The following is a 16299-nucleotide window of genomic DNA, read 5'->3' on the forward strand; positions in this document are numbered from 1 at the left end:
CAGGAGAAAGTCATGACTATGCGCAAGAAAACCTCATCGTCAACGAGTGACCTGGCCAATATCGCCGGTGACCATCCTTCACCCGTCAGCCACGACTGGACTTTTACCTACGTGAGCGATCGATCCCGCCTTTACACTCCGCTCGTCACCACCGACCTGAAAGACTACGCCCCCGGCAGCACCGCCATCATCACGGCCAGCGGTTTCGCCGCCGGCAGTACAGTGACGCTCGAAGTGGACCACGCCATCGGTGCTGGCGCGGATGGCGTATGGGGCACGTCCGACGATGTGCTCAATACCAACACCGGCGCGGGGCACGAGCCCTGGTCCGTGACCGACGGCGGCGCCGGCGATCTCGACGGCCAGGTCAACGGCAGCGTCACCACCTCGTGGTACGTGAATCCCGACGACTCGGCAGGCGCGACGTTTCTGCTTACGGCGGCCTCTGCGGGCGCCGATGGAGTAGTCGGCACCGCTGACGACGTCGTGGCGACTGCGTCGTTTACGGACAGCGTTTTGAGCGTCGTGGCGACTGGCGAGGACGTTACGCTGGACGAGACGGCCGGGTTGCAGAACGGAACTGCCACGCCAGGCTCTGCTGGAGACGCTGACGACAACGACATTCTGGTGGCGTCGCTGCCCTCGACCTTCGCCACCCGTTTGACCGCACTGGGGGCAGGTACCGCCACGGGTGCGGCCTTGAGTGGCTATTCCGGTGCCGTGGGCAACACGGGCAGCAATGCGTTCACCATTACCTCCACGCCTGGAGCAAGCATTACCGATGTCAGCTTCGTCGGCAGCACTGGCGCACCACTCAATGGCGTGGACAGCGGGCTGTTGACCCTCGATGGCATCAGCATCCTTCTCTATACCGATACGAACAACAACATCGTCGTGGGTCGAGCCGGAAGCGCAAGCGGTGCGATCGTGTTCGCTGCCTACATTGAAGAAACCGGATCGCCGGTCACGGGCGGCAAGCTCTGGACCGTGGAGTACCAACCGCTCAAGCATCCGGATATGACGAACGCCGATGATTCACTCAATCTGCTGAACAAGGTTTTCATCGGAGCCAGCCAGGACCTGGAGTTCAGTCTGGCCAATGCCCCCTCCGGCCAGAACCTGTTCCTGATGTTTACGACGGCGACCCCGACCGTTGTCAACGACGCTGGTGTCCTGCGGATTACGGACCCCACCATCATCGCTACCGGCAAGGACCCCGCGGACCAGTCAAGCGGCGCCAATATAACCACTGGCGACACGATCAATACCAGCCAGGCGGGCGGCCCGACCACCTTCGGCACCAATAATCAAATGATTGTGGAGCAGGAGGGCATCCGCTTTTCGTTCGTCACAGGTGCCAGGCAGAATGTGACCATTCCCAATCTGGATCAGAACGAAGCAGATGTTGAATCCAACATCGACTTTACCAGCGTCTTCAACGCCAAATCGGCAAGCTTCGACGTCGTGCAGTTGCAAAGCGGCAAGAGCGCAATCGTAAAAATCAGCGCATTCAGCACCGCGTATGAACCCGGCGTGAATTTCATCAACGGATATGCGGGCGATTCGTCGATTGCAATCACCAATGTTCGCGTCATCAATAAAAGCACCGGGCAGGTGATCGAGAACTCAGACGGATCGGTGAATAGCCCGAGCATTGTCATCAGCGTTGTTGGCGGGGTTGCAACCATCACCGGCGTTTTGGCCGGCTACCAGATTCAATACACCACAACGCTGGATCACAACCGCGTGCTCGTCGAAAACGGGGCGGCTGTCGACGCCAAGGGCAATAACCACGCCGACTTTGATATCGGTGGCTTCAAGCTGGTCCAGGCCTCTATTTCGAAAACCGAAATCGGCTCCAAAATCATCTTCGACGACGACGGGCCGAGCATCAGCACCACCGGCACGGAGCCGACGCTGACGGTGGACGAGACGGTATTGGCGACCAACGCCACTCAGAGCTTCGCCGCCAACTTCACTTCGGCGTTTGGCGCCGATGGCGCCGGCACCCTGACCTATGCGCTGGGCGTGGTGGCCGGAGCCTCCGGGCTGACCGACACGGCCACCGGCGAGGCGGTGAACCTGTCGCTCAACGGCACCGTAGTCGAAGGCCGCACGGCCAGCACCAGCCTGCTGGTGTTCACGGTTAGCGTGGCCGCCAATGGCAGCGTCACCCTCGACCAGATCCGCGCCGTGGTGCATTCCAATACCACCAATCCCGATGATTCGACGAGCCTGACCGCGGACAACCTGGTGACGCTGACGGCGACCAAGACCGACAGGGACGGCGACAGCGCCATGGCGACGCTGAACATCGGGCAGAACCTGGTGTTCAAGGACGACGGACCGAGTATCAGCACCACCGGCGTGGAGCCAACGCTGACGGTGGACGAAACGGTGCTGGCGACCAACGCCACCCAGAACTTTGCCGCCAACTTCAGCTCGGCGTTTGGCGCCGATGGCGCCGGCACCCTGACCTATGCGTTGGGCGTGGTGGCCGGGGCCTCCGGGCTGACCGACACGGCCACGGGCGAGGCGGTGAACCTGTCACTCAACGGCACCGTGGTCGAAGGCCGCACGGTCACCACCAGCCTGCTGGTGTTCACGGCCAGCGTGGCCGCCAACGGTGATGTCACTCTCGACCAGATTCGCGCCGTGGTGCATTCCAATACCACCAATCCCGATGACTCGACGAGCCTCACCTCGGACAACCTGGTGACGCTGACGGCAACCAAGACCGACAAGGACGGCGACAGCGTCCAGGCGACGCTGAACATCGGGCAGAACCTGGTGTTCAAGGACGACGGACCAAGCATCAATACCACCGGCGTGGAGCCAACGTTGACGGTGGATGAGACGGTACTGGCGACCGACGATACCCAGAGCTTTGCCGCCAACTTCAGCTCGGCGTTTGGCGCCGATGGTGCCGGCACCCTGACCTATGCGCTGGGCATGGTGGCGGGGGCCTCCGGGCTGACCGACACGGCCTCGGGCGAGGCGGTGAACCTGTCGCTCAACGGCACCGTGGTCGAAGGCCGTACAGCCACGGGCAACCTGCTGGTGTTCACGGTCAGTGTGGCCGCCAATGGCAGCGTCACCCTCGATCAGCTCCGCGCCGTGGTGCATTCCAACGCCAGCAATCCGGATGACTCGACGAGCCTGACCTCGGACAACCTGGTGACGCTGACCGCGACCAAGACTGACAAGGACGGCGACAGCGCCCAGGCGACGCTGAACATCGGGCAGAACCTGGTGTTCAAGGACGACGGACCAAGTATCAACACCACCGGCGTGGAACCAACGCTGACGGTGGACGAAACGGTGCTGGCGACCAACGATACCCAGAACTTCGCCGCCAACTTCACCTCGGCGTTTGGCGCCGATGGTGCCGGCACCCTGACCTATGCGCTGGGCGTGGTGGCCGGGGCCTCCGGGCTGACCGACACGGCCACGGGCGAGGCGGTGAACCTGTCACTCAACGGCACCGTGGTCGAAGGCCGCACGGCCACCACCAACCTGCTGGTGTTCACGGCTAGCGTGGCTGCCAACGGTGATGTCACCCTCGATCAGCTCCGCGCCGTGGTGCATTCCAACGCCAGCAATCCGGATGACTCGACGAGCCTGACCTCGGACAACCTGGTGACGCTGACGGCAACCAAGACCGACAAGGACGGCGACAGCGCCCAGGCAACCCTCAACATCGGGCAGAACCTGGTGTTCAAGGATGACGGACCAAGCATCAGTACCACCGGTGTGGAGCTGACGCTGACGGTGGACGAAACGGTGCTGGCAACCAACGCCACCCAGAGCTTCGCCGCCAATTTCACCTCGGCGTTTGGCGCCGATGGTGCCGGCACCCTGACCTATGCGCTGGGCGTGGTGGCGGGTGCTTCCGGGCTGACCGACACGGCCACGGGCGAGGCGGTGAACCTGTCACTCAACGGCACCGTGGTCGAAGGCCGCACGGCCACGACCAGCCTGCTGGTGTTTACGGCCAGCGTGGCCGCCAACGGTGATGTCACCCTCGACCAGATTCGCGCAGTGGTGCATCCCGACGCCACCAATCCGGATGACTCGACGAGCCTGACCTCGGACAATCTGGTGACGCTGACGGCAACCAAGACCGACAAGGACGGCGACAGTGCCATGGCGACGCTGAACATCGGGCAGAACCTGGTGTTCAAGGATGACGGACCAAGCATCAGTACCACCGGTGTAGAGCCGACACTGACGGTGGACGAAACGGTGCTGGCGACCAACGATACCCAGAGCTTCGCCGCCAACTTCAATTCGGCGTTTGGCGCTGATGGTGCCGGCACCCTGACCTATGCGCTGGGCATGGTGGCGGGGGCCTCCGGGCTGACCGACACGGCCTCGGGCGAGGCGGTGAACCTGTCGCTCAACGGCACCGTGGTCGAAGGCCGTACAGCCACGGGCAACCTGCTGGTGTTCACGGTCAGTGTGGCCGCCAACGGCAGCGTCACCCTTGACCAGCTCCGCGCCGTGGTGCATTCCAACACAACCAATCCTGATGATTCGAAGACGTTGACCTCGGACAACCTGGTGACACTGACGGCGACCATTACCGACAAGGAGGGCGACAGTGCCCAGGCGACGCTGAACATTGGGCAGAACCTGGTGTTCAAGGACGACGGACCAAGTATCAACACCACCGGCGTGGAGCCAACGCTGACGGTGGACGAAACGGTGCTGGCGACCAACGATACCCAGAGCTTCGCCGCCAACTTCACCTCGGCGTTTGGCGCCGATGGCGCCGGCACCCTGACCTATGCGCTGGGTGTGGTGGCGGGTGCTTCCGGGCTGATCGACACGGCCTCGGGCCAGGCGGTGAACCTGTCGCTCAATGGCGCCGTGGTCGAAGGCCGCACGGCCACGGGCAACCTGCTGGTGTTCACGGTCGGCGTAGCCGCCAATGGCAGCGTCTCCCTCGACCAGATCCGCGCCGTAGTGCATTCCGACGCCAGCAATCCTGATGATTCGAAGACGTTGACCTCGGACAACCTGGTGACGCTGACGGCGATCAAGACCGACAGGGACGGCGACAGCGCCCAGGCGACGCTGAACATCGGGCAGAACCTGGTGTTCAAGGACGATGGGCCAGCACTCGCTTTCGGCAACCTGATCGGGACCGGTAGCGTCCTTGCACAATCCGGGTTCTGGAATATGGCGACGGGAGCCGACGGGCTGGGCGCGGCCGGTCTGGATATCTCGCTGGTCAATAACCAGTTTACCCTCGTCAGGCCGGACAACACGACCACGACCGGGACCGGCACGCTCCACGAGCTGTCGCCATCACCGGATGTCAATGGCGCGTACCAGTTCGCGGGAACCTTGACCGGTGATTTCGACAACAACGCCGCAACGGCGAATACCACCGTCGACTACACGTTGACCGCCTATGCCGATGGTCGCTATGCACTGGATCTGGTGCAAGGCTTCAGTTCGACGATTGTGCTCAGCAGTGCCGACGGCTCGCTCGATGCCGGCGGCCCGGATTCGGTGCGCACATTGTTGATTCCGCAGACGAGTAACCCGGCTATTCCTTCGGCCTCCGAGGAGATTGTGTTCTTTTCCGCGAAGGCGCTGGCGACGACCGCGGACATCCTGACCGGCATCGGGCTCGGAGCACCCGACCCCACCGAAGCCGCGCTACAGACCAACCCGCTGCCATCGTACATAGACCCGGCGGCCATGAACGTCAGCACGTCCGGCATCGGTGTCGGCAATAACGTTTTCCAGGGAGATAACCTTGCGGCAATCAGCGCCGCCGATGAAAGTTTCGTGATCAATCCTGAGAGCCTGCTGACGGGAATGAAGGTCTTCATCGACAACTCCGTGGCGGGTTACAACACCGCGACCGAAGACCTGTACTACCGGATCTACTATGCCGATGGCACGTTTTCGAACCGCGTAGAGGTGAACACCCTGACTCCGGAGGCGGGCGGACAGGTGTCCTTCCTCATCCAGAAGGAGGGTACGACATTGATCGACGCTGTTCAGCTGACGATGGGCCGGGGTGATGTCAAGATTCCGGTGATCCAGTTCATTCAGCAGAGCGAGAGCCTGGCCAGCGATGTCCAGCTGGCGTTCAGCGCGACGCTGACGGACAAGGATGGGGACTCGGCGACGAGTACATTCGACGCCAACCTGTTCGCCAACGACCCGGCCAACGCATCCTTCGACTTCACGCTGGTTGGCACAGCCGGTGAGCAGGATGCATTCAACATCGATCTGTCAGTCAATCAGAACCTGTACCAGGTCAGCGGCTTCGATGTGGGCTCGGGCTTGCGGGACAAGCTGGTGCTCAACGGCGACCCGAACGCCGTTGTCCAATCGATCAACAACACCGGCGCAGATGGCGTCGTGACGGTTGCCGAGACTGGCGGACAAACAACGACCATCACCTTGGTCGGGACCCATATCCAGAGTACCGACATCTTTTTTGGCAGCGCCTGAGGCATTGCGCGCGTGAACGGATGCGAGGGTGGCCCAGGAAACCACCCTCGCATTCTTTTTTGCAGTTCTGATACGAGATCCCCATGATCGCATCCGCTGTGAACTGGCGAGCAGCACAGGGCTTAAAGAACGCGGCGGGTAGATACAGGATGACGCGGCAGGATAGGCCGAGAGCGACTTGAACATTCCGGGCACTCTGTTCCAGGCCTCCGACAAGGACGGCGACATGCTGACGGCCACCCCCACCTGAAAGTGAGGGACAGACCGTCTTGTATTGGCTTGAAATTCAATCCATCTCCACCCAGGAGGACTTGGGCGGTGCTTGGTTGTTGGTGAGCCCGTGTTTCAGCGCATACATCAGCAAGTCGATGCGGTTGATGAGATTCAGCTTTTGATAGATGTTGCTGAGATGGTTGTGCACGGTGTGCTCGCTGATCCCCAGGCGCCCGGCGATGCTCACATATTTGGCCGACGGTTCGCCCACGATGGCGCAAATCAGTTCTCTCTCGCGCAGCGTCAACCGCGCCTGTTTCGCCTTCTCCAGATTGCATTTCAAGGGTGCATGCCCGGTCGCGGCATAGCCGGAAAGGCCGCCTGCCCAGGCTCTATCCATTGCGATGTCGCTATGGTGGACCTTGAGGATGGCCTGGGTAATCGATTCCGTCGGGTCTTCCGCCAGCACGATGCCGCGAGCGCCAGCCTCTATCGCCTGGGCAGCGGGAACGGCTTCGTACAGGCCCTTGAACAGCAGCACTTTCATTTCAGCGTTGCGGGCGAGTCCCGCGACGACCTCCAGAGGATTCAGTGCATCCGGAAAGAAACTGAAAAAAATGACATTGGGCCGCAACTGATCGGCAAGATCCAGCGCATGGGAATAGGTGGTGGCCTGGCCTGCCACTTCCATTCGGGGCTTTCTGGCATCAATCAAGTCGTGAAGGCCCTTGAGCACGAGGGGGCGGCAATCGATCAGCATCACGCTTATTGGCGCTTTTGGGTCAGTGATCATTTTCCTGACCCCCTTGAAAAACCAACGATGGCCTCCGCCTGCTGGCCTTTGCGGGTCAGCAACTTGCTTGTCTGGTCGCCGCGATTGAAGGACAGATTTGATCGCCAGCAGGCCGCGATGATGCCCGCCCGGGCATTGGCAACCACCGGCCATGAGGCTATCTCCATCAACAGCGCCGGCAGGGAGGGCGAACATTTCCAGAAGGCAGGCAAAGCCCGAGAGAGAAAATAAATACGAATAATGATCAATGGATTGCACATGACGATGGACTCCCTCACCCCTCAACGGAGTCTAGGTCAGCCCAGGGGGCTGCCAGCCTGACCATCCGTCAGTCGTCAATGCAAGACCAGTGCAGGCTGGCCTGATCGATGCTCTCGAGGGGGGAAGGAACCCTCGAAAATCAAGGCATTAGGCTCGTCACAGGTGACATGCGACCAAAGTCTGATGTTGATCAAAATCGTCAATTAATCGACGAATGGCGTTAACTTGCGAGTGCTATTTTTGGTTGGTCAATTTATCGGCGTATCTTGCCGGGTCGAGCCATCTGCAAGCTGGAGCTTGGCGAAATCAGTGCAGGCACTGGTCGCTCCCGTCCTGCGGGTTCGAAATAACAATCGATGCCCGCGCCACCACGTATGCGTCCGGCAATTGCGGGCATTCATTTATCAGCACTTTCTTGTGCACGATGTCTCGTTTTCAGTAACGCCTTCACCTGTTCGGAGTGAGGGTTGGGGAAGCTTCTCAAGGGAATACCACTGTTGGCCGATAACACGGACAGTCAGGGGCCAATTTGCCTTTTGCGGTTGGCTTGGGGGGCCTCATCTCTGTGAGAAGGTGTTTGATAGCCTAGTGCCACCCGTTATCATCTGCGCGCCAAAACAGGGCTGCGAAGCTGAGTCCGTCCGTGTATTTGCCTTTGGGTTGTTCTTCTTAAATTGCCTGGAAATCTTCGATGCTGTCGTATCACCAAAAGCGTTTTCTGATCGTCGATGATTTCTCCGACTTTCGCAGTTCGGTTCGGTCGATGCTGCGCGAACTGGGTGTCAAGGAAGTGGACACTGCCGATACCGGCGAACAGGCGTTGAAAATGTGTTCGCAGAAGCAGTACGACTTCATCCTGCAGGACTTTCACCTGGGTGACGGCAAGAAAAACGGCCAGCAGGTGCTCGAAGACCTGATGGAGGAAAAGCTGATCAGCCATGAAGCGGTGTTCGTCATGGTCACCGCGGAAACCAGCCAGGCCATGGTGCTCAGTGCGCTGGAGCACGAGCCCGATGCCTATCTGACCAAGCCCTTCAACCGTTCCAGCCTGGCCCAGCGCCTGGAGCGCCTGGAGCAGCGCAAGACCCTGCTCAAGCCAATCCTGCAGGCCCTTGACCGCGGCAAGCCGATGGAAGTGCTTAACGCCTGCATCGCCTTGTGCAAGCAAGACATCCGCTATTCGCCGCTGTGCCTGCGCTACCGCGCCGATGCTCTGCGCGACCTCAATCAGAACGAAGCGCTGGAGCGGCTGTACGACGGCATCATTGCCGACCGCCCGTTGCCATGGGCGTTTGCCGGGTTGGGCAAGTTGCTGTTCAAGCGCGGCCAGGTCGGGCAGGCCAAGGGCATTTACGAAAAAGCCCTGAAGGTCTTCCCGATGATGCCGTCGCTGTATGACGGCATGGCTGACGTGCTGGTCGCCGAAGGGGACACCAAAGGTGCACAGCGCGTTCTGGAAGAGGCGATCCGCCTGTCGCCGCTGGCGGTGCGCCGGCAAGCGTTGCTGGGCAAGCTGGCGATGACCAACGAGGACTTCGACACGGCGGCCAAGGCCTATCGTCAGGCCGTAAGCCAGGGTGCGCAGTCGCGGTTCAAGGATGCCGAGAGCAACCTCGGCCTGGCCCACGCATTGATCAGCAAGGGCAGCGAAAGGGGGTTGGACACGCGGACCCGACTGGAAATCAACACCACATTGAGCGCCGTGGCCAAGGAAAATCCCTCCGACCCGGGCCTGCAAATCCGCGCGCGCCTGATGAAGGCCACCAGTCTTTTACTCAACGATGCCGAGACGGCAGACAAGCTCACCGAACAAGCCCTGTTGCGCCTGGATGGCATGGAGCAATTCATGAGTGCTGAAGCTGCGTTGCTGGTGGCCAAGCAACTGAAAATGCTCGGGCAGAGCGAGGCCGGCACCGCGATGCTGAAAAACTGTGTGGAAATCTACGGCGACGATCCGGCGGTCATGAAGGACATCGCCAAGCAGACCGACGACCCGAGCATCCTCAATTCCGGTAACGCCGCTGCGGAACTCAACCGTCAGGGCGTGCGCGTGTACAAGACCGGCAATCTGGTGGAGGCCCGGCAGGTCTTTCGCAAGGCCCTGGCGATGCAGCCGAAGAACATCAGCATCGCCCTGAACCTGGCGCAGTCGTTGTTGCACGGCACCGATACCGGCGCTCCTTCAGCGGAGCTGGAAGAGTGCCGGACCTGCCTGAAAATGGTTGGCCTGATGCCCGACACCGACGCGCGCTATCCGCGTTACCAGAAGCTCAATAGCAAGGCGTTTGGTCAATGAACGACAACCGGCAGGCACTGGATTTCTCCACGGTGATCGCCTCTACCGTGCACGACATGAAGAACTCGCTGGCCATGTTGATGCAGGCCCAGAGCCAGTGGCTGGCGCGATTGCCGGAGTCGGCGCAGCAGACGCCGGAGCAGGGTGTGATCGACTTCGAGTTCGCCCACCTCAACGGCATGCTGGTGCAGTTGCTGGGGCTGTACAAGCTCGGCGTCAACCAGATGCCGTTGCAACCGGCCTACCATGAACTGGACGATTTCATCGAAGCGCAGTTGGCTTGTCATCAGGAAGTGTTCGCCAGCCGCGGCATCATGGCCACCTATGAAGTGGACCCGCTGAGCCCGCTGGGTTTCTTCGACCGCGAGTTGATCGCATCGGTATTGGCCAACTGCATCAACAACGCCATTCGCTTTGCACGGCATGCCGTGTTGATCAGCGTCAGCGACGAAGCCGGGCAACTGATGTTGACCATCAATGACGATGGCGAGGGGTATCCGGCGCAGATGATCGAGCGTCAGGCCGATTACGTGCAGGGCATAAATCAAAGCAGCGGCAGCACCGGGTTGGGCCTGTACTTTGCCGGTCGAATTGCTGCGTTGCATCAACGCAACGGCGTCTGCGGACGCACCGAAATCAGCAATGGCGGTCCGTTGGGCGGCGGGGTGTTCCGTCTTTACCTGCCCTGACAGGCAGCATATTTATCGACGCTGCTTGAAATTCCGAACACGCGGAGCCTATTTTGTACGGTCGCCGTTCGCGGCCCGCACAAAAACAAGGATAGTGTCATGACCACCGTTGGCCTGAGTTCACTCGCGCAGCGATTGACGGGCATTGATGAAGTTGAATGTGTCACGCCGGATTTGAATGGCGTACCGCGGGGCAAAGTGATGACCTGCGAGGGGTTTCTCGACGGTCGACGTTTGCAGATGGCGCGGGGCGTGCTGCTGCAATGCATCATGGGCGGATACCCGCCGGCGCGATTTTACGGCAGCGATGATGGCGACCTGGCGCTGATTCCGGACCCGGCACAAATCCACCGTCTGCCCTGGAGCCATCCGCCGCGTGCCTTCGCCATTTGTGACGCGGTTGAACTGGGCACCACCGCCAACTGCAATCTGTCGACCCGTGGTCAGCTCAAGTCGGTGATTGCCCGTTACGCAGCCCGCGGCCTGGCGCCAGTGGTGGCGACCGAGCTCGAGTTTTTTGTCTTCGCCCCCAACACGGATCCGACCCAGGCTTTTCAACCGCCGCTGGGGCTGGACGGGCGTCGCGAGGACGGTCAGTCGGCGTTCAGCGTCAGCTCCAACAATGGGCTGCGCCCCTTCTTCAAGGAAGTCTACGAGTGCATGGCTGCGTTGGGCTTGCCGCGCGATACCTTCATGCACGAAATGGGCGTCAGCCAGTTCGAGATCAATCTGCTGCATGGTGATCCGCTGTTGCTGGCCGACCAGACGTTCCTGTTCAAGCACTTGCTCAAGGAAGTTGCCCTCAAGCACGGTCTGAGTGTGGTGTGCATGGCCAAGCCATTGGCGCATACGCCGGGCAGTTCGATGCATATCCACCAGAGCGTCGTCGAGATCGATTCGGGGCGCAACGTGTTCAGCGATGAGGCGGGGCAGGAGACGGCCACCTTCCGCCATTTCATTGCCGGCCAGCAAGCTTGCATGGCTGACTTCACCGCGCTGTTTGCGCCGAACGTGAACTCCTATCAGCGCTTGTGCCACCCTTACGCCTCACCGAACAATGCTTGCTGGTCCCACGACAACCGGGCGGCCGGCCTGCGCATTCCGTCCAGTCTGCCGGTGGCCCGTCGGGTCGAGAACCGCTTGCCGGGCGCCGATGCCAATCCGTATCTGGCGATTGCCGCAAGCCTGGCGGCGGGGTTGCATGGCATCGAGAACGGGTTGGAACCGAGTGCGCCGATCCAGGGTGAATTCCAAGTGCCGGACAATCTTTCGTTGCCGTGTACCTTGCATGCGGCCATTGAGCGTCTGAAACGTAGCCAGCTGGCCAAGGAACTGTTCGGTGCGGAATTCATCGAAGGCTACATTGCTTCGAAGACTCTGGAGCTGAGCAGTTTCCAGGATGAAATTACTCCCTGGGAACGGCGTGTTTTAGCAGCCCAGGCCTGACGATCCGTCGACATCCGGCTATCGTTTAGCGATAGCCGATTCTCACTGCAAGGAGCCGCTCGGAACGCCGATGCGCCAAATCTGGAAATCCTTTCGAGCGCTGTATTTCGCCTCGCTGATGATGTTGATCGGCTCTGGCCTGTTGAGTACTTACCTGGGCTTGCGCCTGGCTGCCGATCATGTCGACAGCCTGTGGGTCGGTGCCTTGATGGCCGCCAACTACTTCGGCCTGGTGCTGGGGGGCAAGATCGGTCACCGGTTGATTGCCCGGGTCGGGCATATCCGGGCCTACTCGGCCTGTGCCGGGATTGTCGGCGCGGCGGTGCTGGGCCATGGCCTGATCGATTGGCTGCCGGCCTGGTTGTTCCTGCGGGTGATCGTCGGCCTCGGCATGATGTGCCAGTACATGGTGATCGAGAGCTGGCTGAACGAGCAGGCCGAAGCCAGGCAGCGCGGGTTGGTGTTCAGCGGCTACATGATCGCCTCTTACCTGGGGCTGGTGATGGGGCAACTGATTCTGGTCATGCACCCGGCGCTGGGGCTGGAGCTGCTGATGCTGGTCGCCCTGTGTTTCGCCCTGTGCCTGGTGCCCGTGGCCCTGACCCGTCGGATTCACCCTGCACCGTTGCATCCGGCGCCCATGGAACCACGGTTCTTTATCAAGCGCGTGCCACAGTCATTGAGCACCGTGCTCGGGGCAGGCCTGATCGTCGGTTCGTTCTACGGTCTGGCGCCGCTGTATGCCTCGCAGCAAGGGTTGTCGACGGAGCAGGTCGGCCTGTTCATGGGGTGCTGCATCTTTGCCGGGTTGCTGGTGCAGTGGCCGTTGGGCTGGCTGTCCGACCGCTACGATCGGGCTGTGTTGATCCGCAGTTTCGCTTTCAGCCTGGCTCTGGCGGCATTGCCGTTGGCGATCATGCCGCAGGTGCCGCTGGAGATTCTGTTTGTCGCCGGTTTCGTCTGTTCGCTGGTGCAGTTCTGCCTGTATCCGTTGGCGGTCGCGTTCTCCAATGACCATGTCGAAGGCGATCGCAGGGTGTCCCTGACGGCAATGCTACTGGTGACCTACGGCGTTGGCGCGAGCATCGGGCCACTGGTGGCGGGCGTGCTGATGAAGTTGTTCGGCAGCCAGATGCTTTATGCGTTTTTCAGTTTCTTCGCGTTGGTCCTGGTGTGGCGGATTCGCCCGAAAGCGGTGACCAACCTGCATCAGGTGGAAGATGCGCCGCTGCATCACGTGGCCATGCCGGACAACATGACGAGTTCACCGCTGGTGGCCTGCCTCGACCCGCGTGTTGACGAGCAGGTGGTGCAGGATCAGATGCACAGTCCGGTGAGTACCGGGCCAGAGCCTGAATCAGAACCTGAAACTGTCACCGAAACTGAAACCGATCAGCCGCCGGAAGATCCTGATACAGGGCGGGACCCAAACCTCAGCGAAGTCAGGCCTTAAATTCCGGGCACAAAAAAACGGGCAGCCACCGTAAGGGGCTGCCCGTTTTTTTGGCGCTCTGTCAGAGGTCGTCTTTGTCGAAGCGGCGGGCTTCGCGTTGCAACTGGTAGACGAAGCGTTCGACCTGACGCTGCACCAGTCCGCTCATGTTGTGGAAGCGAACGCCGGCGAAGGTGGTGGAAATCTTTTCTTCGAAGTGCAGATAACGCAATTCGACCGGAGCGGTCATTTTGCCAAAGGGCAGGTCGGCGCTGAAGCGGTCGTAAACCTGACCCAGTTGCAGGCTGCCAGTGATGTCGCCTTCGAAACGCAGTTTGCAGCCGGTCGCGGAAATATCCAGCAGTTTGCCGCAGATGGAGGCCTTGAGCTTTTCGCCGTCGAGGTTGACGTTGACCAGTTGTGCCAGCTTCAGTGCCGCACGGAACGCATTGCGGCGCTGGTGGTACACCACTTGATCGGGCAGGGCGCCGCGATAGCAGCGGCTGCCACCGGTTTCGTCGATGTTCAATTTACCGTTGCTTTCCCAGGCAATGCGCACGCCTTCGTGGAAGCCTTCGACCTTGAACGGTTCGCCCGCCAGCAGGTAGCGCTCGCCATCGCGTGGGATCATTTCGTCCAGGGCAATCATGTTGCTGTCACGGTCCAGATCCACCAGATAGCTCTGGAAGCGCTGGCTGCGCTCGTGGAACGTGATGATCAGCGGGTCATGGCTTTCGAGCAGCTGGCGCAGGTTGCCGGAGATTTCCAAGGGCGTGGAGAGCACCTTGGGTGGCTGCGGAGCATCATCCACGGTTAAGGCATTGGACACGGTTAATCAATCTCCAGACAAAATTTGACTACGGCTGGCCAGCATTTTGCCAGCATTTTTTGCGTCTTGGATAGAGCGGGCTCATCGAGCGGGCTAAGCCTGACTGAGCTGGCGTGGCTTGACAAGCTTGGAGAATGTTCCGCTGGCATCGTACAGCGCCGGGGTTTCACCGCCGGTGAGGATTTTCAGCTGGGTGGCCGTAGCGGCCTGCTGAGTGAGGATCGACTGACCGTTGTTGGCGTTGATGGCCTGGCACTGGGCCAGGAGATCGGTCAGCACGTCACTTTGCGCCAGCAACTGGTCGCCAATGTTCGACTGGCTGGCCAATTGCTCAAGACCGCCACGGTTGGTCGGCAGGTTGAGGCTGGCGAGAACTTCACTGCGCTTGCGGCCATGCTGTTCGAGCAGGACGACCAATGCCTGTTTCTGCGCCAGGATGTCCTCGAGCAATGGCATGTCGCGGCCATGCAATGCGAGGGACTCGGTCTGCAGCAATTCCAGCAAGTGTTGCGCTGGAGCAAAGTCGTCGGTGATCAGTTGCAGTAAATTAGTGTCGTGCATGGCTGGCCTTGGGTTTTAAGCGTCCAAAAGCCTGGCGCCGGCGTTGGCCTAGCGCTGGGCTTCGAAGTTGAGCAGTTTGCTGGCTACACGGTTGCTGTCGACCTTATAGCTGCCATCGGCAATCGCTGCTTTCAACTCGGCCACGCGGGCTTTGTCGACGGCAGGCTGATCGCGCAGCTTGTCAGTGACCTTCTGCAACTGTTGAGCCTCATCGCTGAGGTGTACCGATTCCCCGCTTTTGACGGTACCGGCCTGTTCGGCCGCGGACTCCAGCGCCGCGGATTTGCCGGCTTCGGCGCTTTCCTTGCTGGCGCTGGTACGTGTACTGCCCGTAAGGGACGAGGAGCTGTTCAAACGACTGAAATCGATGACCATGATAAAAAACCTCTGGGAATTTGGACGCTTGCCATGGTTTCGGCCATTCCCTGGAAAACTTTAGGTCCATTTATCAATGAACCTCGCGCGCGTCAGCGCTTGCCCTGCATGGAGCACAGTCTAGGGAACAGCCGCGGCAAGCGCCACATTCCGGTGAACCGAGAACCTTACATGGACACTTCTACCTGCCCCGGCGCCATGACCTGCGCCTTGATGACTCGCTGGGAGTTGAGGTTTTTCACCCGGATCTGTTCGCTCAGGCCGCCGTTTGACAGGGCTTCGCCCGGCATGCGCACGCTGAGCGTACCGCTGCGGGCGGTAATCACCACCTGATCACCCTTGCGGATGACCTCGGCCTGTTCGATGTGCACCAGGGTAATCACCTGGTCGGCGACCGTTGGTCGGGTCAGTCGCTGCCCGATCGCCTGATCAAGGGAGGTCAGGTAGCCCTGGCTGATCAGGCTGATATCGCGCTCGCGCAGGACCACGTCCCCGGGTTCGACAATGGCGGCGCGACGCAGTGGCCGGGCGGTGGTCACGACATCGCGAAACAGGCGGACTTGAGCGGGCACGAAGACGGTCCAGGGGGCGGCGCCCTCGCAGCGGACCTTGACCGTGACCCGTCCCAGCGGCTTGGGGCTCTCAAGGGTTGCTGTCAATTCCTTGTCGCACATGGGCATGTGCATGCGCGGATCGAGCGGGTTGACCTGAATCTCGTAGCGACCTTCCGTTTGACTGGTAGCCAGATAGTCTTCTACGGTGAATTCAAGAAAGCCCTGAGTGACGCCGATAAGCATGTCAGGCAAGGTAACCGCGTCAGCAAGGGCAGGGCTGCCAGCGTTGAACAGGCAAACAGCCGCCAGCACGCCGAGCAATTTGCGGCAGGGTGTGGTCAGGCGTCGAAAAAATGTCGGTTCTGTGTTCATA

At 60.6% G+C, this 16299-nt stretch carries 11 protein-coding genes; 5 read left to right on the plus strand and 6 right to left on the minus strand.

Features of this window, described 5'->3' with window-relative positions; all coding sequences use genetic code 11:
- The first annotated feature begins 12 nt into the window (after positions 1–12).
- Positions 13–6477: a DUF5801 repeats-in-toxin domain-containing protein gene (locus ACEN8Q_RS30000; RefSeq protein ID WP_413704132.1), complete on the plus strand. Its 6465-nt coding sequence runs from the start codon at positions 13–15 to the stop codon at positions 6475–6477.
- A 286-nt stretch (positions 6478–6763) separates the two neighbouring features.
- On the opposite strand, the gene ACEN8Q_RS30005 is transcribed toward ACEN8Q_RS30000, so the two are convergent.
- Entirely contained in the window at positions 6764–7483 is a 720-nt protein-coding gene (locus ACEN8Q_RS30005) for a response regulator transcription factor (RefSeq protein ID WP_413427701.1), read from the minus strand.
- Positions 7480–7743: a hypothetical protein gene (locus ACEN8Q_RS30010; RefSeq protein WP_413427702.1), complete on the minus strand. Its 264-nt coding sequence runs from the start codon at positions 7741–7743 to the stop codon at positions 7480–7482. Before ACEN8Q_RS30010 ends, ACEN8Q_RS30005 begins: the two co-directional genes overlap by 4 nt.
- Before the next feature lie 692 nt (positions 7744–8435).
- On the opposite strand from ACEN8Q_RS30010, the gene ACEN8Q_RS30015 reads away from it, so the two are divergent.
- From ACEN8Q_RS30015 to ACEN8Q_RS30030, 4 genes are all read left to right on the plus strand, one after another.
- Positions 8436–10040 (plus strand): tetratricopeptide repeat-containing response regulator, encoded by a 1605-nt coding sequence (locus ACEN8Q_RS30015; protein ID WP_057399081.1) that lies wholly within the window; start codon positions 8436–8438, stop codon positions 10038–10040.
- Positions 10037–10729: a sensor histidine kinase gene (locus ACEN8Q_RS30020; RefSeq protein WP_413704133.1), complete on the plus strand. Its 693-nt coding sequence runs from the start codon at positions 10037–10039 to the stop codon at positions 10727–10729. Before ACEN8Q_RS30015 ends, ACEN8Q_RS30020 begins: the two co-directional genes overlap by 4 nt.
- A gap of 201 nt (positions 10730–10930) precedes the next feature.
- Positions 10931–12175, plus strand: coding sequence for a glutamine synthetase family protein (locus tag ACEN8Q_RS30025; protein ID WP_413705523.1), 1245 nt, complete (start codon positions 10931–10933; stop codon positions 12173–12175).
- Positions 12176–12245: 70 nt separating this feature from the next.
- Complete coding sequence (locus ACEN8Q_RS30030) at positions 12246–13628, plus strand: MFS transporter (RefSeq protein ID WP_413427704.1); 1383 nt, start codon at positions 12246–12248, stop codon at positions 13626–13628.
- Positions 13629–13689: 61 nt separating this feature from the next.
- Here the strand turns inward: ACEN8Q_RS30030 and ACEN8Q_RS30035 are convergent, their stop codons facing one another.
- The 4 genes from ACEN8Q_RS30035 to flgA form a co-directional block, all read right to left on the minus strand.
- Positions 13690–14436: a flagellar brake protein gene (locus tag ACEN8Q_RS30035; protein WP_413427705.1), complete on the minus strand. Its 747-nt coding sequence runs from the start codon at positions 14434–14436 to the stop codon at positions 13690–13692.
- A gap of 93 nt (positions 14437–14529) precedes the next feature.
- On the minus strand, positions 14530–14997 hold the full coding sequence (locus tag ACEN8Q_RS30040) for a flagella synthesis protein FlgN (RefSeq protein ID WP_413704134.1): 468 nt from the start codon (positions 14995–14997) through the stop codon (positions 14530–14532).
- 48 nt (positions 14998–15045) lie between these two features.
- Entirely contained in the window at positions 15046–15372 is a 327-nt protein-coding gene (gene flgM / locus ACEN8Q_RS30045) for a flagellar biosynthesis anti-sigma factor FlgM (RefSeq protein WP_413427707.1), read from the minus strand.
- Between the two features lie 167 nt (positions 15373–15539).
- Positions 15540–16298 carry a flagellar basal body P-ring formation chaperone FlgA gene (gene flgA / locus ACEN8Q_RS30050; protein ID WP_413427708.1) on the minus strand — a complete coding sequence of 253 codons (759 nt, stop codon included), beginning with the start codon at positions 16296–16298 and terminating at the stop codon, positions 15540–15542.
- Position 16299: the final 1 nt, after the last annotated feature.

This window comes from Pseudomonas sp. Pseusp16, assembly GCF_047324915.1.
In the GTDB taxonomy this organism is placed as follows: domain Bacteria; phylum Pseudomonadota; class Gammaproteobacteria; order Pseudomonadales; family Pseudomonadaceae; genus Aquipseudomonas; species Aquipseudomonas fluorescens_CD.